General features: G+C 33.9%; 26 protein-coding genes. 13 read left to right on the plus strand and 13 right to left on the minus strand.

Features of this window, described 5'->3' with window-relative positions; translation table 11 throughout:
- Positions 1-193 precede the first annotated feature (193 nt).
- From nhaA to FLACOL7796_RS03260, 3 genes are read left to right on the plus strand one after another with little or no spacing between them, the layout of a single operon-like run.
- The gene (gene nhaA, locus FLACOL7796_RS03250; protein WP_173969400.1) at positions 194-1,342 is read left to right on the plus strand and encodes a Na+/H+ antiporter NhaA; all 1,149 of its coding nucleotides are present in this window, start codon (positions 194-196) and stop codon (positions 1,340-1,342) included.
- Complete coding sequence (locus FLACOL7796_RS03255) at positions 1,339-1,881, plus strand: hypothetical protein (RefSeq protein WP_232067276.1); 543 nt, start codon at positions 1,339-1,341, stop codon at positions 1,879-1,881. Before nhaA ends, FLACOL7796_RS03255 begins: the two co-directional genes overlap by 4 nt.
- A gap of 46 nt (positions 1,882-1,927) precedes the next feature.
- Positions 1,928-2,332 (plus strand): cytochrome c, encoded by a 405-nt coding sequence (locus tag FLACOL7796_RS03260; RefSeq protein WP_173969401.1) that lies wholly within the window; start codon positions 1,928-1,930, stop codon positions 2,330-2,332.
- 180 nt (positions 2,333-2,512) lie between these two features.
- Here FLACOL7796_RS03260 and proC read toward each other — a convergent pair whose 3' ends face one another.
- The 9 genes from proC to serS all read right to left on the minus strand — a co-directional run bounded on the left by proC (position 2,513) and on the right by serS (position 10,867).
- Positions 2,513-3,289, minus strand: a complete 777-nt coding sequence (gene proC, locus FLACOL7796_RS03265) for a pyrroline-5-carboxylate reductase (protein WP_173969402.1) — start codon at positions 3,287-3,289, stop codon at positions 2,513-2,515.
- A gap of 100 nt (positions 3,290-3,389) precedes the next feature.
- Positions 3,390-4,739: a magnesium transporter gene (gene mgtE, locus FLACOL7796_RS03270; protein ID WP_055094223.1), complete on the minus strand. Its 1,350-nt coding sequence runs from the start codon at positions 4,737-4,739 to the stop codon at positions 3,390-3,392.
- Complete coding sequence (gene rsmA / locus FLACOL7796_RS03275) at positions 4,723-5,508, minus strand: 16S rRNA (adenine(1518)-N(6)/adenine(1519)-N(6))-dimethyltransferase RsmA (protein ID WP_173969403.1); 786 nt, start codon at positions 5,506-5,508, stop codon at positions 4,723-4,725. The genes mgtE and rsmA overlap by 17 nt, the downstream gene beginning before the upstream one ends.
- 62 nt (positions 5,509-5,570) lie before the next feature.
- Positions 5,571-6,047, minus strand: coding sequence for a nucleotidyl transferase AbiEii/AbiGii toxin family protein (locus FLACOL7796_RS03280; protein ID WP_173969404.1), 477 nt, complete (start codon positions 6,045-6,047; stop codon positions 5,571-5,573).
- Position 6,048: 1 nt separating this feature from the next.
- Positions 6,049-6,234, minus strand: coding sequence for a hypothetical protein (locus tag FLACOL7796_RS03285; protein WP_173969405.1), 186 nt, complete (start codon positions 6,232-6,234; stop codon positions 6,049-6,051).
- A gap of 44 nt (positions 6,235-6,278) precedes the next feature.
- The gene (locus FLACOL7796_RS03290) at positions 6,279-6,590 is read right to left on the minus strand and encodes a DUF4286 family protein (protein ID WP_173969406.1); all 312 of its coding nucleotides are present in this window, start codon (positions 6,588-6,590) and stop codon (positions 6,279-6,281) included.
- Positions 6,591-6,734: 144 nt separating this feature from the next.
- On the minus strand, positions 6,735-8,516 hold the full coding sequence (locus FLACOL7796_RS03295) for a tetratricopeptide repeat protein (protein ID WP_173969407.1): 1,782 nt from the start codon (positions 8,514-8,516) through the stop codon (positions 6,735-6,737).
- A gap of 165 nt (positions 8,517-8,681) precedes the next feature.
- Entirely contained in the window at positions 8,682-9,497 is an 816-nt protein-coding gene (lgt, locus tag FLACOL7796_RS03300) for a prolipoprotein diacylglyceryl transferase (RefSeq protein WP_173969408.1), read from the minus strand.
- Between the two features lie 98 nt (positions 9,498-9,595).
- Positions 9,596-10,867, minus strand: coding sequence for a serine--tRNA ligase (serS, locus tag FLACOL7796_RS03305; protein WP_173969409.1), 1,272 nt, complete (start codon positions 10,865-10,867; stop codon positions 9,596-9,598).
- A gap of 213 nt (positions 10,868-11,080) precedes the next feature.
- Between serS and FLACOL7796_RS03310 the strand changes: the two genes are divergently transcribed.
- Positions 11,081-11,689, plus strand: coding sequence for a DapH/DapD/GlmU-related protein (locus FLACOL7796_RS03310; protein WP_173969410.1), 609 nt, complete (start codon positions 11,081-11,083; stop codon positions 11,687-11,689).
- Positions 11,690-11,870: 181 nt separating this feature from the next.
- Here FLACOL7796_RS03310 and FLACOL7796_RS03315 read toward each other — a convergent pair whose 3' ends face one another.
- From FLACOL7796_RS03315 to FLACOL7796_RS03325, 3 genes are all read right to left on the minus strand, one after another.
- Positions 11,871-13,286: a tetratricopeptide repeat protein gene (locus tag FLACOL7796_RS03315; protein ID WP_173969411.1), complete on the minus strand. Its 1,416-nt coding sequence runs from the start codon at positions 13,284-13,286 to the stop codon at positions 11,871-11,873.
- A gap of 40 nt (positions 13,287-13,326) precedes the next feature.
- The gene (locus FLACOL7796_RS03320) at positions 13,327-14,871 is read right to left on the minus strand and encodes a patatin-like phospholipase family protein (protein WP_173969412.1); all 1,545 of its coding nucleotides are present in this window, start codon (positions 14,869-14,871) and stop codon (positions 13,327-13,329) included.
- Positions 14,872-15,286: 415 nt separating this feature from the next.
- Entirely contained in the window at positions 15,287-15,829 is a 543-nt protein-coding gene (locus FLACOL7796_RS03325) for a DMP19 family protein (protein ID WP_173969413.1), read from the minus strand.
- Between the two features lie 234 nt (positions 15,830-16,063).
- Here FLACOL7796_RS03325 and FLACOL7796_RS24625 point away from each other — a divergent pair, with 234 nt between their 5' ends.
- The 6 genes from FLACOL7796_RS24625 to FLACOL7796_RS03355 all read left to right on the plus strand — a co-directional run bounded on the left by FLACOL7796_RS24625 (position 16,064) and on the right by FLACOL7796_RS03355 (position 19,483).
- Positions 16,064-16,447, plus strand: coding sequence for a hypothetical protein (locus FLACOL7796_RS24625; protein ID WP_232067277.1), 384 nt, complete (start codon positions 16,064-16,066; stop codon positions 16,445-16,447).
- Positions 16,448-16,473: 26 nt separating this feature from the next.
- The gene (locus FLACOL7796_RS03335) at positions 16,474-16,983 is read left to right on the plus strand and encodes a hypothetical protein (RefSeq protein ID WP_173969415.1); all 510 of its coding nucleotides are present in this window, start codon (positions 16,474-16,476) and stop codon (positions 16,981-16,983) included.
- Positions 16,984-17,359: 376 nt separating this feature from the next.
- Positions 17,360-18,121, plus strand: a complete 762-nt coding sequence (locus FLACOL7796_RS03340) for an MBL fold metallo-hydrolase (RefSeq protein WP_173969416.1) — start codon at positions 17,360-17,362, stop codon at positions 18,119-18,121.
- 132 nt (positions 18,122-18,253) lie between these two features.
- On the plus strand, positions 18,254-18,535 hold the full coding sequence (locus FLACOL7796_RS03345) for a hypothetical protein (RefSeq protein WP_173969417.1): 282 nt from the start codon (positions 18,254-18,256) through the stop codon (positions 18,533-18,535).
- 21 nt (positions 18,536-18,556) lie between these two features.
- Entirely contained in the window at positions 18,557-18,988 is a 432-nt protein-coding gene (locus FLACOL7796_RS03350; protein WP_173969418.1) for a hypothetical protein, read from the plus strand.
- Between the two features lie 78 nt (positions 18,989-19,066).
- Entirely contained in the window at positions 19,067-19,483 is a 417-nt protein-coding gene (locus FLACOL7796_RS03355) for a hypothetical protein (protein ID WP_232067278.1), read from the plus strand.
- A gap of 10 nt (positions 19,484-19,493) precedes the next feature.
- Here the strand turns inward: FLACOL7796_RS03355 and FLACOL7796_RS03360 are convergent, their stop codons facing one another.
- Entirely contained in the window at positions 19,494-19,664 is a 171-nt protein-coding gene (locus FLACOL7796_RS03360) for a hypothetical protein (RefSeq protein WP_173969420.1), read from the minus strand.
- A 97-nt stretch (positions 19,665-19,761) separates the two neighbouring features.
- On the opposite strand from FLACOL7796_RS03360, the gene FLACOL7796_RS03365 reads away from it, so the two are divergent.
- The 3 genes from FLACOL7796_RS03365 to FLACOL7796_RS03375 all read left to right on the plus strand — a co-directional run bounded on the left by FLACOL7796_RS03365 (position 19,762) and on the right by FLACOL7796_RS03375 (position 21,859).
- Entirely contained in the window at positions 19,762-20,313 is a 552-nt protein-coding gene (locus FLACOL7796_RS03365; RefSeq protein ID WP_173969421.1) for a hypothetical protein, read from the plus strand.
- On the plus strand, positions 20,314-20,871 hold the full coding sequence (locus tag FLACOL7796_RS03370; RefSeq protein ID WP_173969422.1) for a YdeI/OmpD-associated family protein: 558 nt from the start codon (positions 20,314-20,316) through the stop codon (positions 20,869-20,871). It begins immediately after the preceding gene.
- A gap of 85 nt (positions 20,872-20,956) precedes the next feature.
- Positions 20,957-21,859, plus strand: coding sequence for a PhzF family phenazine biosynthesis protein (locus FLACOL7796_RS03375; protein ID WP_173969423.1), 903 nt, complete (start codon positions 20,957-20,959; stop codon positions 21,857-21,859).
- The last annotated feature ends 55 nt before the right edge of the window (positions 21,860-21,914 follow it).

Genomic DNA, 21,914 nt, shown 5'->3' on the forward strand with positions numbered 1-21,914 from the left:
TATTATTTTTTTTAAGTTTTTTCTTAAATCAACAACGATTATAAAGCTTGTAAAAAGCATCAAAATTTATTGTAAGATGTTGTAAAGTCAAATAGAAACGCGCTGAATTTTTTATTGGTGAGATTTTTTTTAACTTTGAATAAATACAAATAGAGAAAATTTCTCTTTTTTAAATCTTCAGACCCCCTCCACAATGAAACTAACCAAGACTTTTAAAGCCTTTTTTGAAAACGAAAAATCAGGAGGATTACTCTTACTATTTGTTACGATTATATCGCTATACCTTGCAAATTCTTCTTTTCAAGTACCTTATATTACCTTTTGGGAAAAAGATTTAGGCGGACATTCGATCACGCACTGGATCAATGACGGACTAATGACGATTTTCTTTTTATTGATTGGTCTGGAATTAGAGCGCGAAATATACCATGGCGAATTATCAAGCATAAAAAATGCTTCGTTGCCAATTATGGCTGCATTTGGCGGAATGCTGGTTCCTGCCGCTATTTTTCTGGCTTTAAATTTTGGAACTGCAACTCAAAACGGAGCAGGAATTCCTATGGCGACTGATATCGCATTTGCTATTGGGATATTATCTCTTTTAGGGAAAAGAGTTCCGGCATCTTTAAAAGTATTTTTAACAGCTTTAGCTGTGATTGATGACTTGGGCGCTATTATCGTTATTGCGATTTTTTATACTACAACAATTGCTTTTGTAAACCTTGCCATTGCTTTAGGAATATGGGGTTTATTGTTTATTTTGAATCGAATGAAAGTTCAAAATCTGATTCCTTATTTAATTGGAGGAGTTGTCATGTGGTATTTTATGCTTAATTCAGGGGTTCATGCTACCATTACGGGTGTTATTCTGGCATTTGTAATTCCGTTTGGAGATGGCGGAGAAAAATCATCTTCATATAAACTACAGCACTTTTTACACAAACCTGTTGCTTTTGTAATTTTACCGTTATTTGCTATTGCAAATACCTGCATTGCGATCGAGTCTGATTGGCATCAAGGGCTAAATCATCCTAATACATACGGTATTATTTTAGGATTAGTAATAGGAAAACCATTGGGGATTTTACTTTTTTCTTCGATTGGAGTTACTGCCGGATTGTGTGCTTTGCCTAAAAGTTTAAAATGGGCACATATTCTAGGCGCAGGAATGTTAGGCGGAATAGGTTTTACAATGTCTATTTTCATCACACTCTTGGCTTTTAAAGATCCTGAGGTTATTGTATTTTCTAAAATTGCCATTTTGATTGCATCGGTACTTTCCGGAATCTTTGGTTTTGTTTATTTAAAATTTATTCTGACACAAAACAAAAGCTCAAAATGATGAATTATATCGCTAAACTTACGGTTATATTGGTCGCAATTTTGCTCATTTCATCTTGCAAAAAATCAGAAGCTGTTGTTGAGAAAAATAATTCTGAAACAAGAACTCTTAATAAAACCAGCGCGGATAGTGAATCTATTGAAGGACTATACGAAACACAAGCGGAACCGGACAATAGTAACGAGTGTGTGATGTCTATCGAAATTATCAAAGAAAAAAAGGGTTATTCTTATTTTCTTAAAACGAAACTTCGCCAGTTAAAAGGCATCGCCAATCTTACCGCGAACGAATCCGGAGAAAAAATTCTTGTTTTAGAAGGTATCGAATGGGATGAATACGAGGGTGATATTAGCCGTGAAGAAGACAATGATTCTATCGCTGACTCTGAATCCAATTCTCAACAGCCAGATATTCCAGTAGGAATTGGTGCCAGTTATACTAAAGACACGCTTACGATTCAGAATTATGGAAATGCTATGAATTCGTATACTAAGCTTTCAGAATGTGGGAGGAAATATATACAGCTTATTAAGAAATAAATTCCAATTTTTTAAAATTCCAAATTCCAACTGAATCCTTTGGCAAATGAAGAGAATCCGTCATATTTTATTTTTTTTTATATCATTAATTATTCTGCTTATTGGAATCATATTTTATCAAATAAAAACATACGCATCACCCGCCTATTCAATTTGCGCAATTCCAGTGCCTGCATTTTGCGGAAATCCTGATTCAACAGAAAATGAAACAAAGGGAAAAGAGATTTTTAATTCAAATTGTGCAGCGTGTCATAAAAAAAACTCAAGATCTACCGGACCTGCATTGTATCAAGTTGATTCATTAGTAATGAAAAAATGGTTAACAAATAAAAGAAACAAGATTGACAGTACTAAAATTGAACAATTTGGAATTGATTATCATAGAATTAAATTTTCCAAAGTTTTAAATAAAAAAGATATAGGCGATTTAATTGAATATTGTCATAATTAATAAACTCCAATTATTCCACAACTAGATTTCTTTCAATCTTTGATGAGTTACTTGTGTGACTTCTCCTCCGTCGAAGTTACAAACTAAATCAATAACACTTTTAAACAAAAAATCCCAAACCCCAACAAGTTGGAATTTGGAATTTTATCCCGAAGCTTCGGGATTGTAATTTATTAAATTTTATCCTTTGATTTGTTTCAAAGAAGTTTTAATTCCTTTTATTAAAGATGAACTGAAACCATTGTGTTCCATTTCGTTCAAACCAACGATTGTACAGCCCTGAGGCGTCGTTACACGATCGATTAATTGTTCCGGATGTACTTTCTCCTCTAACAACATTTTAGCCGCTCCTTTTACGGTTTGTGCTGCGATGGCTAATGCAGTTTGAGAATCAAAACCTATTTCGATTCCGGCTTGCATCGAAGCGCGAATATATCTTAAAGCATAAGCTGTTCCGCATGCTCCAAGAACTGTTGCTGCATCCATTAACTTTTCGTCGATTACAGGTGCTGTTCCCAAATCCTGAAACAAGTCAACAATTGGCAATGCTTTTTCTCTGTCCTTTTCAGGGAAAGAAATACAGGTTGCCGATTCGCCAAACTGCGCTGCGATATTAGGCATAATACGCACTACCGGAAAAGTACCGTTTGTTTTTTCCTGAAGCACATCCAAAGATAAACCACTCACTGCCGAAGCAATAGTTTTTCCCGGAATTGCTGATAAAATTTCGGCAAAAACAGTATCAACCTGATAAGGCTTTATGGTTAAAATTACGACATCGGCCTCTTGAATATTATGTTTATTATCTGATGAAACCGTGATTCCGTATTCTGATAAATATTGAATACTCGCGATATTTCTTCTGGTAACGGTAACCTGATTATTTTTTGAGAATTTAGCAATTCCCAAGGCTATAGAAACCCCAAGATTTCCTCCTCCTATGATATGTACTTTCATTGCTTATTTATTGGCTGGTTAATAGCGAATTTTTCAGCCACAAATTACACAGATTTTACAGATCTTAAATCACTGCATTCTATTAATTTGTTGCAAAAACTTAGAAACCAAGAATCAATTTGGCTACTCCAAAGTAGAGCATAATTCCAAATACATCATTGGTTGTGGTAATAAACGGACCAGTTGCAATTGCGGGGTCAATTTTATTTTTATGTAAAAACAGCGGTACCAAAGTTCCTAATGTCGCAGCAAATAAGATTACTACAATCATCGAAATAGAAATCGCGATTCCCACTAAATATTGTTGGTACATTACAGAATGATACGCCAATAAAAGCAATGAAATAATAGTTCCTGAAATCATCGAAACGCTTATCTCTTTACTAAAATAACCTCTGCTAAATTCTTTTAATGTTCCGTTTGCCAAACCCTGCACCACAATTGCCGATGCCTGAACTCCAATATTTCCTGCAGTTGCAGAAAGTAACGGAACGAAAATAATTAAGGTTGAATATTTTTGAAAGGTAGCCTCGTTTCCTTTTAGAACAAATGATGCTACAATTTCGATTACCATTCCTATTAAAAGCCACGGCAAACGTGCTTTTGTAAGTTCAAGAACACTATCGTTTGATTCTACGTCTTGCGTAATACCCGCTGCTAATTGGTAATCCTTATCTGCTTCGTCCTTGATTACGTCTACGATATCATCGATGGTAATTCTTCCTACCAATCGTCCTAATTCATCTACCACCGGAATGGCCTCTAAATCGTATTTTTGCATGATACGTGCTACCTCAACATCTTCGGTATCTACGTTTACAAAGTTTAATTTTCGAATATAAATATCAGAGATCTGTGTTTTGGTCGAAGTGGTTAGTAAATCTTTTAATGACAATCTTCCTTTAAGGCGATTTTCATCATCAACTACATAAATAGAATGTACTCTGGAAACGTTTTCTGCCTGAATACGCATTTCTTTCACACAAGTTAATACATTCCAGTTTTCGTTGACTTTCACCAACTCTTTCCCCATCAAACCACCGGCAGAATTTTCGTCGTAACGCAACAAATCGACAATGTCTTTTGCGTGTTCAACGTCATTAAGTTCTGAGATTACCTCCGCTTTTATTTCTTGCGAAAGTTCACCAATAATATCCGCCGCGTCATTGGTTTCAAGCTCATCAAGCTCTTCTGCAATTTCTTTAGGCGAAAGTCGGCTTAAGATATTTTCACGCAAGTCATCCTCTAGTTCCAGAAGAATTTCTGCCGTTTTATCACTATCTAAAACCTTAAAAATATAAGTTGCCTCGTCGAAATCCAGCTCATCCAGGATTTCGGCGATATCAGCGTGGTGCAGGTCATTAAGTAAAACTTCAAGTTCTTTGTCGTTTTTGCTAACGATATGTTCCTCTAACTGGTGGATTAATTCTTTGCTAACTTTGAACTCCATCGGCTTCTATTTTTTGAGTCAGAACAATAAATTCGTCTACGCTAAGCTGCTCAGGACGTTTATCAAAGATAATGTCTAATCGCAATTCATCAGATAAATTTAATGTTTTCAAACTGTTACGTAATGTTTTTCGTCTTTGCTGAAAAGCCGTTTTTACTACTGTAAAAAACAACCTTTCTCCGCACGGAAGGCTATAATCTTCCTTTCGGGTCATTTTCATCACACCCGACTTGACCTTGGGCGGAGGAATAAAGACGTTTTCATCTACGGTAAACAGATACTCTGTATCATAGAAAGCCTGAGCCAGTACGGATAAAATTCCGTATGCTTTTGAGCCTTTTTTCTCGCATATTCTTTCAGCAACTTCTTTTTGAAACATCCCCGAAAATTCCGGAATCTGATGTTTGAATTCTAAAGTCCTGAAAACAATTTGCGTCGAAATATTATAAGGGAAATTTCCAATAATAGCGAATTGTTTATTTTCGTAAACCTCGTTTATATTGTATTTCAGGAAATCCTGAGAGATAATTTTATCTTTTAGTTTTGGATAATTTTCACCCAAATACACCACAGATTCCCCATCGATCTCGATCACGTGCGTGTTAATTGGTTTGTCAAGCAAATACTTAGTCAACACACCCATCCCCGGTCCTATCTCTAAAACCTCATCGTATCCTTTTAAACTTAAAGTATCTGCAATTGCTTTTGCGATGCTTTCGTCTTTCAGGAAATGTTGTCCTAAATGTTTTTTAGCTTTTACTTTTTCCATTTTTTTAGATTCTTAGATCCTTAGACCTCTTAGATTGTTAGATTTTCAAAATATCGAATAATCTATTTCTTATTTATTTCTCGAAGCTGTTGAACATCCAATAAATCTTTTGCTCTATTTGCTTTAATTTTACTTGTAATCAAATCTTCTAAAGACAAAACATTCCACTTTAAAAATGTTTTATCATTAACTGTGGTTTCCTCACTATCTCTATAAGCTTCATCAAAACTTTTATTTACTGAAAACTTGGTAATTAATTCTAAATCCAAATCTACAGGAGAAAATTTGATTGATATATTTTGTTGTTCTTGCTTTACATTTTCAGGAAAATCATCAATTTCATACCCCATTTCATTAAAAACCATCACTAGCTTTTTAAAATTTCCCTCTGTTGTTTCTATCCAAAAATCAACATCAGCTGAATGTCTTTGATATCCATGAAAATTAACAGCTCCTCCGCCAACCATTAACATCCGAACTTTATATTTGTTCGCTAAAGCTATAAACTGATCAATATTCTGATCCCACAATTTTGACATCTTATTTTGTTTTTATTACAATTATAAAATTGTCTTTGTTTTTATCCACTTTATTCTTCACGGGAAACCTGCTCATTCTTTCGCTTAAGCGTAAAAAACTATAAAATCTTTCCGTTTTAGACAACTTCAAAAAATCTTCTTGTTGTTGCTTATTACTTTCTTCTTTAGTTTGAAATCGAACTTCCATAATTTCTTTTTTTAGATTCTTAGATTTCCAGACTAAAAGTCTCTTTAATGATCTGAAATTAATTCTAACTCTGTTCTGAAAGAAAGCAATTTATCAGCAAATAATGCCAAAGCTTCCTGATGAAATTTTGGTTCATCTTCGATATAATATCTTTCTAAAGTTTCTTTGCTATCCGTAACATACTGAACGGAATAAGTGATACCTCCCATTTCTTCTTCAATCATAACTCGTACGATTCTTGCCGAAGAAAATTTTTGCGTTGCCAGAATTTCCGGTATGTGTTTTTCCTGCATCCACTTTAGCCATTGGTCTTTAACGCTTTCGTGTATATTGGTAGTAACGTTGTAAATAATCATTTTTTTCTAAGGTTCTGAGATGCTGAGATTCTAAGGTTCTGAGTTTTATTTACCAGACTCTTAAAAGCAAATCATCGTATTATTAATTCTTTGTTTATTTGTTAATTCGGTTAAACGGTTAAACAAATAACCAGTTAAACCAAACTACAAATTTTTATCTCCTCTTAACTCGCGGTATTTTTTTCTTGCATCAACAAAGTAAATACTATCCTGATGGTTAAAAATTACCTTTTCATATAAAGGTTTTGCCTTTTCTGTATCTTTCAACTCGTCGTTGTAAATTTCTGCCGAAAAAAACAGCGCTTCATCTACATAAATTCCGTCGCCATGATTGTCAATGATCTGTTGATATTGGCTTAAAGCCGAATTAAAATCTTTTTGACTTTCATATATTTTACCTAAACGCAACAATGTTACAGCTTCTATTTCCTGCCCTTTAAAGGTCTTTAGAATACTTTGAAACTGGGCAATTGCTTCCGGTTTCTTATTCTGATAAATCAAAAAGTCGCCTTTTGCAAATTGCTTCAATGCCGTTTGTGTCGAATCAGCAACCGTATTATCATTGATCAACAAAAAATATTCAAGAGCATCATTGGCGATCAATTGTGTATTGGCCGCTTTCAACTCTTTAAACTGTTTTAAAGCCCATTCGAAATCGCCTTTGTAATAACTCGTTTTCGCTGCTTTTAAACTTGCTTCGTGCGCCATAACATCATTCTTTAAATCCAATTGAATTTGCGAATAATAAATCAACGCCTGATTGAACTTTTCTTCTAAAAGCAAGATGTCTGCCAACTCCATCTTTGCATCTGCTTTTTGATAATCGTTCAAATTTAATTCTAACGCTTTTTTTATAATTGTCTTAGCTTCTTCAGTCTTTTTAAGATTAAAAGCCAGGAAATGCGCCTGAATAATTTGCAAAGATAAGGTAAAAGGAGTTATTTCATAGGTTGTAAGCAATTGTTGTAACTCTGCACTAATAATTGGATAATCTTTTTCCTGTGCTCTGTCGATTTTAATTTGCATTAAATACGAATTCGTCTGTACTAATAAATCTAAATCTTTAGTATTAAGCAATATAAAATTCAGGATTTCCTCAGCCGTTTCAGTATCATCTTCATTTAAGGCAAACTGACTTAAATTGACAATACTCGAAAGTGATTCCGGTTCGCGTTTGTAAATGGCTTTTTCCTGAATAAAGGCTTTTCCAAATTCTTTTTGCTGTACATAAAACCAACTTAGGTAATGATTCCAGAAAACGTCCTGATCTTTTTGAGTTCTTAAGATTAAAGCTTTTCGCATGGCATCTTTAAAAGCCGTATTATCCGTTTCACCGTTCATGAAACGCGATAATTGCGTTTGAATTAAATTGGCATTTTGCGGATTTTTATACGATTCTGTCAACAGAAGTTCGATCATCTGATCTGTTTTACCTAATTGCCCATACAACATCCCTATCTGGAAATTGAAATTGTAATTGGGCTGAATCTGCATTGCGGCCTGATACGATTTTAAGGCATATTCGAGCAATACTTTTTTCTCGAAAGAATTCGCAATTCCGTAAACATCATTCGGACTTGTTTTGATTTTTTCGATGGCCTGCTCGTAGTAATCTTTGGCTTTAGACTCGTTTTTCTGTAATTGAAAGTTATAGCCCAATTCTACTAAGAAAACACCTTGTTTGTATCGGTTATAACGTTCCTGAATGATTTTTTGTGCCAGATCAAATTGCTGCAATTGCTGATAACAATCTACCGTTCTTAAAAAATACTGAGTATTAGATGGTGAAGCTTTTAAAAGCTCTTCGTAACTGATTTTAGCTTTCTCGAAATCACCTTTATCGTAGTAATATTGCGCCAATTGCTCATTTTGTGCAAATGCAAAACCAGACCATAATAAAACGATATAAATAAAGATGTTTTTCATATTTCAGTCTTTTTTCAGTATTCAGTTTTCAGTCTCAGTTTTCAGTCCCGGTTTTCAGTATTCAGTCTCTCCCAATAACTATCGGGATCAGCCTCAGTAATCATCGTAATTCACTGTAAACTGTCACTGCGACTGAAAACTGCGACTAAAAACTGCGACTGTAAACTATACTTTCTTAGATTTCCAGATTATCAAAGCTACGCCAATTAATATAAACGGAATACTAAGTATTTGTCCCATATTAATGATCATATTATTCTCGAAGCTTTCCTGATTTTCTTTAAAAAATTCGATTATAAATCGGGCTACAAACATTAAAGTTAGGAAATATCCAAAAATTAATCCATCTGATTTTCTAATATTCTTTGATTTATAAAGATAAAGAACAATTCCGAAAATCAATAAATACGCAAATGCCTCATACAATTGCGTTGGATGCCTTGGGATCATATCGTCTCTTTCGAAAACAACACCCCAATTTCCGTTTGTTGGTTTTCCGTAGATTTCAGAATTCATAAAATTTCCAAATCTGATAAAAGCTCCTGTAACCGGAACTCCAATGGCCATTTTATCTAAAATCCATAAAAATTTAACTTTGTATTTTCTACAGTATAAGATCATTGCGATCAAAACCCCAATTGATCCTCCGTGACTTGCCAATCCCTGATAACCTACAAATTTGTAAACTCCCGCTACTTTCTGAATAGGCAAAAGAATCTCTATTGGGTGTTGCAAAAAATAAGCTGGTTCATAAAAAAAACAATGTCCTAATCTTGCGCCTAAAATGGTCCCAACAATTACATAAACCAGTAAACTATCGAGATTATCCAGCGAAAGATGTTCTTTTTTGTAAATACTTCTTACGATATAATACCCCAGTAAAAGCCCGCAAGCAAAAAGAGCTCCATAATATTTTAAAGGAAAACTATCTGTTATCATGAAAATAACCGGATCTACATTCCAATTTAAAATTCCGTTCATCTTGCTTTATTTTTTTGTTCAAGTTCCTAGCTAAAATTAAGAAACCTAACAGATTTTAAAAACCTGTTAGGTTGACTATAAGAACTATAAAAGTTATTTTAATTTATAATATCAAATCCGCAGTACGGACGTAAAACTTCCGGAATTACAATTCCTTCCGGAGTTTGGTAATTTTCTAATATTCCTGCCAAAACTCTTGGCAAAGCCAATGAACTTCCGTTAAGCGTGTGTGCCAATTGGTTTTTTCCGTCTTTGTCTTTGAAACGCAATTTCAAACGATTTGCCTGAAAAGTTTCGAAGTTAGAAACTGAACTAATCTCTAACCAACGATCCTGCGCTGTAGAAAACACTTCAAAATCATACGTCAAAGCCGATGTGAAACCCATATCGCCACCACATAAACGTAAAACGCGGTAAGGCAATTTCAGTTCTTTCAAAATATCTTTTACGTGTTCTACCATTCCGTCAAGTGCTTCATAAGACTTATCAGGATGTTCAACACGCACGATTTCTACTTTATCAAATTGGTGCAAACGGTTTAATCCGCGTACGTGTGCTCCGTAAGAACCTGCTTCACGACGGAAACATGGCGTATATGCCGTATATAAAACCGGTAATTCAGCTTCAGTTAAAAGAACATCGCGAAATAAATTCGTAACAGGAACCTCAGCCGTTGGAATCAAATATAAATCATCAATTGTTGAATGATACATTTGTCCTTCTTTGTCCGGTAATTGTCCTGTTCCGTAACCTGAAGCTTCGTTTACCAAATGCGGCACCTGAACTTCGTTATATCCTGCAGCAGTATTTTTATCTAAAAAGTAATTGATCAAAGCACGTTGCAAACGAGCCCCTTTTCCTTTATAAACCGGAAATCCTGCACCAGCAATTTTCACACCCAATTCAAAATCGATGATATCATATTTTTTTACCAATTCCCAGTGAGGTTGTGCACCTTCGTGAAGAACCGGAATATCACCTTCTTCAAAAACATTCAAATTGTCGTCCGGAGTTTTTCCTTCAGGAACAATATCAGCCGGAAGATTTGGTAATGTATATAATTTATCAGTCAATTCGGCTGCCAAAGCATCTGCTTTTTCACCTAGTTCTTTACTTTTTTCTTTTAATGAAACCGTTTTTTCTTTTAAGATTGCCGCTTTAGACTTCTCTCCCGCTTTCATTAATTCTCCAATATCTTTGGACAATTTATTAGATTCAGATAAAGTGTTGTCTAATTCTACTTGTGTAGCACGACGGTTTTCGTCTAATTGCACGACTTCTTCAACAACGCTTTTAGCATCGATATTTCGTTTTGCTAAAGCCTTGATTACTTTCTCTTGATTTTCTCTAATAAATGCGATTTGTAACATAGCTTGATTTTTATAACTATTGTATTTTTTTTATAATGGAAGCAAATTTAAGGAAATGTTTTATAAGATCACGACAAAGTTGATTCTAAAGTTATTTCGCGGGTTATTACGAAGAGATACACGAAGAATACACAGAGATTTTAAATATTTCTTCATGAAACTTCACATCTTCGAAAATAAAAAATCAGTAAATTGCCATTAAAAATTATCCTTATGCTTATCGACCATTTTATCGAAGATTTCTCTAAGACTTTCAGCGATCTTTCTACTTCAGAACCATGGAATATTACGAATGACCTTAAAAACACAATCGAAAAAATGATCCTCAATCTGGGTGATGATTACATCATTCAGGACAATATCGCCATTCATAAATCGGCCACGATCGAAAATAATGTTACGATAAAAAAACCGGCAATTATTGGCGAGAACTGCTACATTGGGGCAAATGCTTATTTTAGAGAAGGCGTTTATTTAGATCAATCGGTAAAAATTGGTCCGGGTTGCGAAATAAAAAACAGCATTATTTGTTCAGGCACAGCGATTGCCCATTTTAATTATATCGGAAACAGCATCATTGGCAGAAACATCAATTTTGAAGCAGGTTCGATTGCCGCAAATCATTACAACGAAAGAGCGAATAAAAAAATATCCGTGCTTTATGATAACAAGATTATCGAAACAAATTCAGATAAATTTGGTTCTTTGGTTGGGGATAATTCCAGAATTGGAGCCAATGCCGTATTGTCGCCAGGAACTATATTGGTTAAAAATTCTATTGTAAAAAGATTAGAATTAGTTGAACAAGTGGTTCCGGAATAGTGATATTCCACAGAGATCCAAGGAGATTTGGCAAAGATATTTCAGAATAGAATTAAACCCCAGCGGGGTGAAATTCTTTACGCATTAATATATTGACTATCTGTAGATTGAACACAAAACCAATACAATTTTCTATAAATATTTCGCTCCTCTGGAGCTATATCTTATTTATCTGTCGCTTCTATTCTTTTATCACTCTAAAAATTTCTGTTGAATTTCCTCCAACAACTTTTAGTACATAAAAACCAGATGCTAATGTCGAAACATCGATTTTTCCATCGGTGCTTTTTCCTTTTAAAACCGAAACCGATTCGAAACTAAAAACCTCATAATCAAAATTAAGATCAAAGTTCTCAACTGAAACAATTGTAGAAACAGGATTTGGAGAAATTACAGGCTTTTTAATATCTGGAATTTGAGGCTTAGTATTATTACAAGCACTTTCTATCAACGATGGCAAATCTGTTTCATCATAAACTAGAGAATATTTCAGTTCGTTAGCGCTACGGAACAATTCACACGCTTTTTTGTACTTGTGCTGATCGAGATAAATGATTCCGAGATTTTTCATCGCATACGAATTGTTTTTATCCACTTTCAATGCGTCTTTCAAATCTGTAATTCCTTTATCTGACTCTCCTAATTTATGATAAAGTAAACCTCGGGTCGTTTTTAGATTTCTCCCTCCATAAAATGCATTACGTTCTGTAATGGCTTTTTCGTTTTTAAAAGCAATTGTAATATTATCCATTGCTTTTTGATATTCGCCGGTATCACTATAAAATTCTGCAAGCGCCCATCTCGCATCGGCCATTTCAGGTTTTTGGGTTACAATTTTTTCTAAATAATAACTTGCCAAATCATACGCTTTTCGATCTTGCAAAAGAGTCGCAAAATTGTATAAAATATGCAAATCCTCAGGAGCATTTTTTATGGCTTTAAAATAATAATTAAAAGCAAAACTATCCATATCGAGCGAGGCATAGATACTCGCCAATCTGTCGTAAAGTTTGCCTCTGAATACATCTTTCTTTTCTGCCAAAGAATCTGAAAGCGCTTTGTTTTTAGGATCTTTATCTATAGAATATTCTACTTTTTTTAAATCTTCAAGTGCTAAGGTGGTATTTCCTAAACTAATACTTAAAACCCCGCGATTGTACAAATCATTCACTTTAACCGGATTGTAATTGGTTCTTTTATTAATATCCGTCAATAATTGAAGTGCTTTTTTAACCGATTCTTCCCTGTCTTTACCAAACGGCAATTTATGATCGGTTCTGCTTACTAATTTTCCGTGCGAATAATTCAATGTAACCAATTTTTCACCTTGCTTATTGTACTGATAAGAATCGCCATTTTTTAAACCTTTATCATAATAAAAAATCTCATTGAGTTTTCCGTTAGGATAAAAAGTTTTAGTACTGTCCGGTTTTTGATCTGGTCCGTACCAAATTTCTACAGAAACTGTATGATCATTATAAAAATAGCGGGAAACATCTTCCTTCTTTTCATCGTTTTTTTCCTGAGCGCATAACAAAACAGGCAAAAACAATAAAGCAAAAAATATCTTTTTATAACTAAAAATTGGTCGGGTCAAAGTGATAAGGATTAAATACGAATTCAAATTTCGTGTAAAATTACTTATGTTCAACCAATAATTCTTTCAATTCATTGGTTTTTAAATACGCCGCGAAACGTCCGGAAAGCAATAGAACTTCTCTTTCTTCGGGCGTAATTCTTAGTTTGGTTTCAACGTGCGAGGCATATTCGTATAACATTAAAACCTGTCGTGGCGACAAATCTTTGAACTTTTCTTTATTTAATGTTGCCACGATAACTTCGCCATCTTTATCTTTTGTAAACGAATCTTCACCAAACTTCGAGATTAGATCCAGTTTAAAACTACCATACAACTTTACCCAACTACTCGATTCGTCGTTCGTGTTTTTCAATTCGGTTACCAATTCTTCGTAATTCTCGTCCTTGTTCATCTTGATTAAATAATCCCGAATGGTGGTAAAACCAATAATCTGATAATTCGAAACCGGAATTTTATAACGTTCAAACGTGTTTTCTATATCTTTATCAAAAGTCATATATCTTGTTTGAACCGTATATAAAGAAGCCGTTTCGAACAACGAAATCAATCTTATTTTCGCATCGTTTATGTAGGGCGTTTTCTTTCCTTGTCCCAGGCAATCAATAAAAAGCGCCTTCTTGTTTTTATCATTCACCTTTGTGTCGTTATGAAGTAATTCGACCAAAGTTTTATAGCCCATATTGTCCGAAGCGCCGCCATCGACAATACACAATATCTTCTCTTGATTTTTCACGCCAAATTTCACTTTAGGCAAAACGCCCGGAAAAGCCGAACTTGCCGTTATAGCATACGTAAGCGGAAAATTATAACCATCGTTAACCTCATTTTCGTTTAAGGCAATCGAAGCTTTATTGGGCGCCAAAGACGAATTGAGATTAAGACCTCTAATAATATGCGGCATAAACGGAATCCGTTCGCCATTATTAAAAGCCGTTCCGTTCGCCACAAACATGGGCAAAGACGGAGTTGCGGTGCTATTTTTTGGAACAAAAAAATCCGACAACAACATTTGAGTTCCAAACTTATTTGTGTTATCGGGATTTAGCGCGTCGTATTGCAAAATATCCGAATCTATTCGCTGCGTCATCGATATTTTATCGCCTTTTTCGTTTCGGCTATTGTTTAAAAGAGAGAGAATATTAGCCGATTTATCGACATAATCCTTATAAGCATCGGCTTTAGAAAAGTAGAATTCGTTGAAAGAGCAATTATCATAAAACAATTTATTTTTAAGAATTGTTAAATAATAGCCTGCCGAGAAGCAACCTCCGGAAACCGTTGAGAAATAGTCGATTTCGTTCAAAAAATTACGCTGCGAATTGTCTTCATGAATTTCTTCTAAACCCAAAAGCACGCCCATACTAAAAAATTGCGCTCTCGAACCTCCGCCCGAAATCCCAATTCCCAACGCAATATTAGGATTCTGAAACTTCGTATCCCGTTCCTGAACCGACTTATAATCGTCTAATGCAACCGCGGGAATCGAACTATAATTAATTTCCGAAAAAAGGTTTATTTTATTCTGAGAATATCCCATCTGAAGAAAAAGAAAAAGCAATATCTGGCAGTATTTATATCTCATTTTTGGGCTTTTATAATCGCTAAATCACTAAGAGCTAAATTAATAAAGTTATTTCACAAACAAATACCAACACTTCACAAAGATTCCCTAAGTTTTCTTTAAAAAAATTTGAAATTAATCGCGTAATCCCGAAGCCATCTGGAGCAGAGTTCGTCTTCAAATTGTCAGGCTGAGCGAAGTCGAAGCCATTTTTTTAGCCACATATTAGAATGATTAAAATGATTTTTTAAAATCGGCTTAAATCTGGGTGAACAAAATAATCCACTAGAATTTATTAATCGCGCAAAAACGCAGAGTCGCAAAGAAAATAAAACTTCGCACCTCTGCGTCTTTGCGCGAAAATTTCGAGACATTCAATCAAAAACCTTAGTGCTCTTTGCGGTTAAAAAATCTCTGCAGTTAAACACATAAAAAATTAAGCCCTCTTTATCTCATGCCCCACATATTCCTCCAAAGCAGCAAACATATCATCTACCGAAAGCACTTCGAAATCAGGATGATTTTTCAGGAAATTAGCATTTAGCTTCACTAGATTTTCTTCCAATTCAAAAAAAGTATCATTGTTTAGCAAATCACGAGTCGGGTTTACACCTTCCAGTTTTCCGCTTACAAATTTATTCAGCTTTACGCTGCTCATTAATTTCACCTTTTTACTTTGTTGCTGAAACAATTCAAGATGTTTTTCGGCACCAATCAAAGCCAAACCTTCTTCAATAAGTTCGTTCAGTTCCTTATTCCAACCCGATTTATACACAAACTGACCAAAATTACCTTCGGCATATTGCGAATAGTAATAATCAAGATAATAACTCATCAAAGCATCTTCATGAATAAATTCGTCATCGACACCTTCCTCACGCATTAAATTAATCACCGAAATATTAGAGTGAATCACATCCTGAAGATTTTCACTATTCATTGCCGTTTCAGAAACTATTATTCTACCAAATTCCTCCATTTTGTTTTTGTTTTGAGATTGTCCTGCAAATTTCGGCGAAATAATAATAACAATGCGAATAATTTTTTGGGCGTTCCCTCCGGTCGGGCTATTCACTGCAAGTCCTCGCACTTCCTTCGTCAGGCTGTGGGCTTTTCGCTGCTATCCCTAACGCAAAAAGCATCAAAACAGCATTTGGCAAAGATTTTGTTTTACACATTCAAAATTTCAACTAACCAATTAAACCACAACAGCATGAAAGAAACCATATACAAAAGTTTATTACTATCTCTTTTAATAACCAATACCTGGGCAGTTATTACATTCTTCATCTATTTCTTTGAATCAGGATTATTTGTCAGTGTTGGAACTCTTTTAATTTTTATATCGAGTTGCTGGATTAGTGCCGGATTAGGTTTGTTAGCAATAGTACTTTCATTTTTAAAAATCTGGAAATCCAACCAATCAAAAGTTTTTACATTAGTTCTCACTGGTTGGTTTAATATTTTCTTTTCAATTTTGCTTATTACAACAACTTTTTTCGAAATAATTGTTCCTGAATCTTTTATTGATTCCTTTTTTATAATTAATCTCATTATTCCGGTGGTGATATATTTTAGAACAAAAAGATTATTTTAGCTTGACATTTTCTCTAACAAATACTTATGAATAAAATAAATTTTCTAATCCCATTATTAATACTTTGTTTATCAAGCTGTCAAAAAAGAGAGGATCATACCGAAAGTATAGAAGATATTGAGTTCTCGTATATCAGCGGACTTCGAATTCCTTACAACACAGTAACAATTAACATTGCAAGAAATAATAAAGACAGCAGTAATGTGTTTATTCAAAGCAGACCTTTATTTGACAGCCCAAAATGGGAATACAGTAAAATTGATAAAATAATAAAAATTGACAATTTAACTTTCGAAAAAATTATCCAAAAAATTAAATTACTTGACCATATAAACATAGATAAGGCTCATAAAATAGGTAATGACGGAAGTACGTGGAAAATTGAATACGGCTCAAAAGGAAAAAATAAAAGCTATACTTTTTGGTCTCCCACTTCTCAAACAAAAGAAAGAGGGTTAGATAATTTTGTACAATTATCTGAACAAATTTTGGATATTTCTAAACTCAAAAAAGAAGATGTTCTCGGAGATTATTAACTATTCAAAATGCAATTATTTCAATCCATATGTACCCGAAACCCAATATCATGTAATTTGCATTCATAATTAAAAGCTTTTAAAAATGGGCTGAAGGCCCCATAAACAAAAGCGTAGTGCAGCGCACTACGACTTAAATTACAAAGTAGCAATTGCTCTGAAAGAGCAAGAGAAAAATAGACAATAACGATTTTGGAGAAATCATAACAAATATACCCTTTGAAAACCAGGCTTTCGCCCTTTCAGGGCTAAGAACAACAATCATTCTTATTCATAGTGCTTTGCACCATGCTATTGCTTAGGCTCTTTCAGAGCAAGTTTAGAATATCTATAATTTACAATCCCTACTCAACACATTAATCAAAAACAAATCATCATGCCTCAAATTCATCACCTCAACTGTGTAAAAATTGTTTCACCCGTAAACGACAATGTGTGCGGACATTGCTTATTGATTCAGGAAAACGACAAACTTATTTTAATCGATACCGGAATTGGACTTTTAGACATTCTAAAACCAGAGGAAAGAATTGGTCAGCAACTTATAGATATGGTGGGTTATCATTTCGATGAAAATCAAACCGCAATCAGACAAATAGAAAAACTGGGACTTAATCCTAAAAACGTAACCGATTGTGTTATTTCGCATCTCGATAATGATCATATTGGCGGTTTGGCAGATTTTCCAAACGCAATTGTTCATGTTGGACTTGAAGAATGTGACGCCTATATTTCAGGAAATCCAAGGTATTTAAAAACACCATTATCACACCAGCCAACAATAAAAACTTACGAAAAATTAGATTTAAACTGGTTTGGGTTCGAAGCCAGAAAAGTTGATGTAGATATCGAAACTGAAATTTTTCTAATTCCGCTTTTCGGACATACTTTAGGACATTGCGGGGTTGCTTTAAAAACAGAAAACGGATGGATATTTTATATCGCAGATGCCTATTATATGCGAATAGAACTTACCGACAGCGATCATCCTGTAAATCAACTGGCCAAAATGAGAGCCGAAAACAATGATTTAAGATTAGAAACTTTAGATAAAATCAGAACTTTAATCAACGATCATCCGGAAATCGAAGTTTTTGGATATCATGATATCGAAGAATTTAACTTTTACAAGAATTAAAAAATTCAAGATTTTAACGCAACCATTTTCGAGAAGGTTCATCTGTTAACAAAGAGAATGCTTTATCCTATCGCAAAAACATTAAAATGCGAGAAAAAAGTAATTCTCTACTAACGTAAAAACCTTTAGTTTATGGATGACCTGCCAAAAAACCTTACCCTATTTTACGTCTCCGGCATATTCTCTCTTATAGTAGGAATAATTTATGCCATAATGCTCATCGACGGAAATTCTGCGCCAGACGGATTAATGGGAATTTATATTTTGTTTTGTTTGCTTCCGGTTATTATTCTCGTGATAATTGATCGATTTTTGGTTTCGAAATTCGGCAATCAAAAAGTAAATATTGTAGAGTTCTCTTTTCTGGGATTTATTATACTTTTATGGATTGTAAAAATGATTTTGAATTTATAATTATAATCTAAACGTAGTAGTATGGAAATTTTAAATACGGCAATAAAATTCGCATTATTAATCGCTTTAATTATCTCTCCTGTACTACTATTTAATAAGCTACATAAGCAAAATTTCAGATATTTCTTTGTCTACTATTTAATTTCGGCCGGGCTTATTACCTTCTTTCTCATTCTGATTCTTGCGTGGTGGTCACATTTTTCAACTGAACTTCTTCTTTCGCATTATGGATATTCTTCTGGTGATTTGAATGAAACAGATAGAATGAAAAATATTGCCATTGAAAATTTAGATACGGTAAAAAAACTACGAATAAGTAAAATGGGAATTGGCTGGCCACTTAAGGCTTTTATGTTTTATCCGTTTTATTTCCCTTATCTTATTTTGGTGTATTTGGGTATGTCTTTTTACAAGAAAAAATCAAATCAAAAAGTAAGCTTACAAAAAGTCTAAATTGAATTTTTAATCCGATTAATGAAAAAAAGCAGTGAATGTTCAGAATTTGAGAAAACCTTTTCATCTCTACAAAAAATGGGTGAAAGATTCTCAAACGCAAAAAACACTTTCGAATTATTAAAAGAATTAAATCAGGAAACTAACAAATTTCAATGTGATCTTCTAATTTCTGAAATCCATAAAATTCAATATCATTCGAATACAAATAGTTATTTTCTGTTCTATTTCCCGATAGTGAGTCATGTTTTATACCACAAACCTGAATACGAAAAAGACCTTTTAAAGTATTTGATACAACCCAACTTTGCCAACGGAATAACCGAAACCAATCTAATGATTGCGATGATTCATGGGGCAATGAAATTTAAACTTGACGAAGATGAATTTTATTTAACTAAAGAAAGTAAGTTTTGGGTTGTAAATGAACTTCCTAAACTAGAAAAGGAAATTCAGCGAGAAATAGACATTTGCTGGAAAGAACTTGAAGATTAGAACATTCGATTTACACAGCGCCGGATTCTTCACTATTTTTCTTTTCGTTCATTTTGGCCACTAAAGCTTTGAGACGTAATGCACGTTCTCTCTTTTCTTCCTGAAGTTTGGCCTTTTTCTTATTGAGCAATTTGGTATGCAAAGCCTTGTTTTTGGTATTTTTTTCAGGTCCTTTTGCCATGATTTATTTTTCTTTCATTACGTTTACAAAGATAAAGAACTAATTGTAAAGACGAACTGTTAGAAATTCAGGTTGAAAAAACCAACAAAACTTGGCTATGAAAATAAAAATCTTACTTATTTCATTTGTTTTATTACTTTCCTTAAGCTGCAAAAAAGAAGAAGCAGAAGTAAAATTTAAATATTTTGATTTTTCATTTAGTGATACTTTCGAAACATCTTTTTCAGTAAAATTCACTCCAAACGACAGTGTTTATATTAGAGAACACTGGAACGCACATGATGTTTGGGACAGCACAAATATTCCAAAAGGAAAAACAAATTATATTGCTTTAATAAGTCAAAAAGATAAAAATAAGCTGATTGATTTAATATCTAAAACACAATTAAAAAAATATAATTTCGAATATGTTGAGAATTATTCTGATGGAAGTTATTACACTATTTACATAGACAAAGATTCAATCAAAAAATCAATTAAAATACATAGCCGCAAAAATGATGTTCCAAAAGATTTAGATTCTTTAGCTAATTGGATTTATAACTGGAAAAAGAAAGTGAAATTAATTAAAAGCGATAAAAAGCTAACTTTTTTTAGTTCAAAATATATTCTTCCTCCACCTCCACCTCCCTTAAAAACTGATAAATAAATGAATCCAACCTTCTTCCCAACCCAAGAACAATTCAGAGCATGGTTAGAAAAGCATTACCAGAAAGAAACCGAACTTTTAGTAGGTTTCTATAAAGTGAATAGCAAAAAACCATCGATGTCCTGGTCAGAATCTGTCGATCAGGCGCTTTGTTTTGGTTGGATCGATGGCGTTCGAAGATCTATAGACGACGAAAGTTATTCGATACGATTTACGCCAAGAAAGAAATCAAGTATTTGGAGCGCGATCAACATTAAAAAAATCGAAGCACTCACCAAAGCCGGATTGATGAAAGAAGCCGGAATAAAGGCTTTCGAATTCAGGTCTGAAGAAAGATCTAAAATTTACTCACATGAAAATGAAGCTTATATTCTAGATCCCGCACTCGAAAAGCAATTTAAAGCTAATAAAACAGCTTGGGAATATTTCAACAATCAGGCACCATCGTACAAAAAGGTAATAATTCACGTAATTATGAGTGCCAAACAAGAAAAAACCAGAATTGCAAGATTAGAAAAAGCAATAAAATTTAGTGCCGAAGGAAAACGAATGCTGTAAAAGAAAAACGAATCTTTGTAACTGAGATCAAAAGACAAATGGTAACTTTATTCTATCGAAAAATTTCATCTAATAAACTATAATAATGAAAGATAGAACCGCATTAGAATACTATGTTTTAGATGTATTCTCTAATAAAAGTTACAAAGGAAATCCGTTGTCTGTTGTTTTTACAGATGGAAATCTCGAATTAGAAACGTATCATAATATCGCAAAGGAATTTGGTTATTCTGAAACTTCATTTATTTATTATTCTACGATACAAAAAGCGCTCAACGTTCGTTCTTTTACGCCAACGGGTTTTGAGGTTGATGGCGCAGGACATAATTTATTAGGAGCAGTTTGTGCGGCATTGTACCAAAAAATGCCCATATTCGATGAGCAAAACGAAACGAATCGTTTTGTAATCATGAAAGATAATCCAATACCACTAACCACAAGTTTTGATCCTGTTACTGAATATCCTGTGGTACAAATGCATCAAAAACCTGCTGTTGTTTTGCAGGAAGTTCCGGTTTCGACCATCGCAAAAGCACTTGGTTTGGCTATTGATGACTTAACGGTTGGAGAACTTTTGCCTACAATTGTTAAAACCGAAGTTGCGCATTTAATGGTTCCTATAAAAAACAGACGATTCTTGCACGATTGCATTCCTGATAACAAACGTTTAGTCGAAATCTCGAAAGAATATGGATTTGAAGGGTTTTATTGTTTTACCATTTTTAATGAAAAACACGAGAATATAGTCGAAGCCAGATTCTTTAATCCGTTAATTGGTATTGATGAAGATGCGGCCACAGGAACGGCTGCAGGACCTTTAATTGGCTTTTTGACAAAAAACAAATACACGAAACCCAACACCGAATATAAATTTCTGCAAGGCGTAAAACTAAGTCAGCCTTCGTTGATTGAAGTGATGAGCAGAGATAATGATATTTTGGTTGGCGGTTCTGCTGTTATTACTATGAAGGGTGAGCTTTATATATAATGCTAATCAAGAGCTAAAATGTGCCATTAGGCACTAAATGTTGGTAGAAAAACGG

The sequence above is a fragment of the Flavobacterium bizetiae genome, from assembly GCF_902804475.1.
In the GTDB taxonomy this organism is placed as follows: Bacteria; Bacteroidota; Bacteroidia; order Flavobacteriales; family Flavobacteriaceae; genus Flavobacterium; species Flavobacterium bizetiae.

What these genes read in the sequence shown, in the direction of transcription:
- nhaA (WP_173969400.1), top strand. Translation starts at nt 194, where the DNA reads ATGAAACTAACCAAGACTTTTAAAGCCTTTTTTGAAAACGAAAAATCA.
- FLACOL7796_RS03255 (WP_232067276.1), top strand. Translation starts at nt 1,339, where the DNA reads ATGATGAATTATATCGCTAAACTTACGGTTATATTGGTCGCAATTTTG.
- FLACOL7796_RS03260 (WP_173969401.1), top strand. Translation starts at nt 1,928, where the DNA reads ATGAAGAGAATCCGTCATATTTTATTTTTTTTTATATCATTAATTATT.
- proC (WP_173969402.1), bottom strand. Translation starts at nt 3,289, where the DNA reads ATGAAAGTACATATCATAGGAGGAGGAAATCTTGGGGTTTCTATAGCC.
- mgtE (WP_055094223.1), bottom strand. Translation starts at nt 4,739, where the DNA reads ATGGAGTTCAAAGTTAGCAAAGAATTAATCCACCAGTTAGAGGAACAT.
- rsmA (WP_173969403.1), bottom strand. Translation starts at nt 5,508, where the DNA reads ATGGAAAAAGTAAAAGCTAAAAAACATTTAGGACAACATTTCCTGAAA.
- FLACOL7796_RS03280 (WP_173969404.1), bottom strand. Translation starts at nt 6,047, where the DNA reads ATGTCAAAATTGTGGGATCAGAATATTGATCAGTTTATAGCTTTAGCG.
- FLACOL7796_RS03285 (WP_173969405.1), bottom strand. Translation starts at nt 6,234, where the DNA reads ATGGAAGTTCGATTTCAAACTAAAGAAGAAAGTAATAAGCAACAACAA.
- FLACOL7796_RS03290 (WP_173969406.1), bottom strand. Translation starts at nt 6,590, where the DNA reads ATGATTATTTACAACGTTACTACCAATATACACGAAAGCGTTAAAGAC.
- FLACOL7796_RS03295 (WP_173969407.1), bottom strand. Translation starts at nt 8,516, where the DNA reads ATGAAAAACATCTTTATTTATATCGTTTTATTATGGTCTGGTTTTGCA.
- lgt (WP_173969408.1), bottom strand. Translation starts at nt 9,497, where the DNA reads ATGAACGGAATTTTAAATTGGAATGTAGATCCGGTTATTTTCATGATA.
- serS (WP_173969409.1), bottom strand. Translation starts at nt 10,867, where the DNA reads ATGTTACAAATCGCATTTATTAGAGAAAATCAAGAGAAAGTAATCAAG.
- FLACOL7796_RS03310 (WP_173969410.1), top strand. Translation starts at nt 11,081, where the DNA reads ATGCTTATCGACCATTTTATCGAAGATTTCTCTAAGACTTTCAGCGAT.
- FLACOL7796_RS03320 (WP_173969412.1), bottom strand. Translation starts at nt 14,871, where the DNA reads ATGAGATATAAATACTGCCAGATATTGCTTTTTCTTTTTCTTCAGATG.
- FLACOL7796_RS03325 (WP_173969413.1), bottom strand. Translation starts at nt 15,829, where the DNA reads ATGGAGGAATTTGGTAGAATAATAGTTTCTGAAACGGCAATGAATAGT.
- FLACOL7796_RS24625 (WP_232067277.1), top strand. Translation starts at nt 16,064, where the DNA reads ATGAAAGAAACCATATACAAAAGTTTATTACTATCTCTTTTAATAACC.
- FLACOL7796_RS03335 (WP_173969415.1), top strand. Translation starts at nt 16,474, where the DNA reads ATGAATAAAATAAATTTTCTAATCCCATTATTAATACTTTGTTTATCA.
- FLACOL7796_RS03340 (WP_173969416.1), top strand. Translation starts at nt 17,360, where the DNA reads ATGCCTCAAATTCATCACCTCAACTGTGTAAAAATTGTTTCACCCGTA.
- FLACOL7796_RS03345 (WP_173969417.1), top strand. Translation starts at nt 18,254, where the DNA reads ATGGATGACCTGCCAAAAAACCTTACCCTATTTTACGTCTCCGGCATA.
- FLACOL7796_RS03350 (WP_173969418.1), top strand. Translation starts at nt 18,557, where the DNA reads ATGGAAATTTTAAATACGGCAATAAAATTCGCATTATTAATCGCTTTA.
- FLACOL7796_RS03355 (WP_232067278.1), top strand. Translation starts at nt 19,067, where the DNA reads ATGGGTGAAAGATTCTCAAACGCAAAAAACACTTTCGAATTATTAAAA.
- FLACOL7796_RS03360 (WP_173969420.1), bottom strand. Translation starts at nt 19,664, where the DNA reads ATGGCAAAAGGACCTGAAAAAAATACCAAAAACAAGGCTTTGCATACC.
- FLACOL7796_RS03365 (WP_173969421.1), top strand. Translation starts at nt 19,762, where the DNA reads ATGAAAATAAAAATCTTACTTATTTCATTTGTTTTATTACTTTCCTTA.
- FLACOL7796_RS03370 (WP_173969422.1), top strand. Translation starts at nt 20,314, where the DNA reads ATGAATCCAACCTTCTTCCCAACCCAAGAACAATTCAGAGCATGGTTA.
- FLACOL7796_RS03375 (WP_173969423.1), top strand. Translation starts at nt 20,957, where the DNA reads ATGAAAGATAGAACCGCATTAGAATACTATGTTTTAGATGTATTCTCT.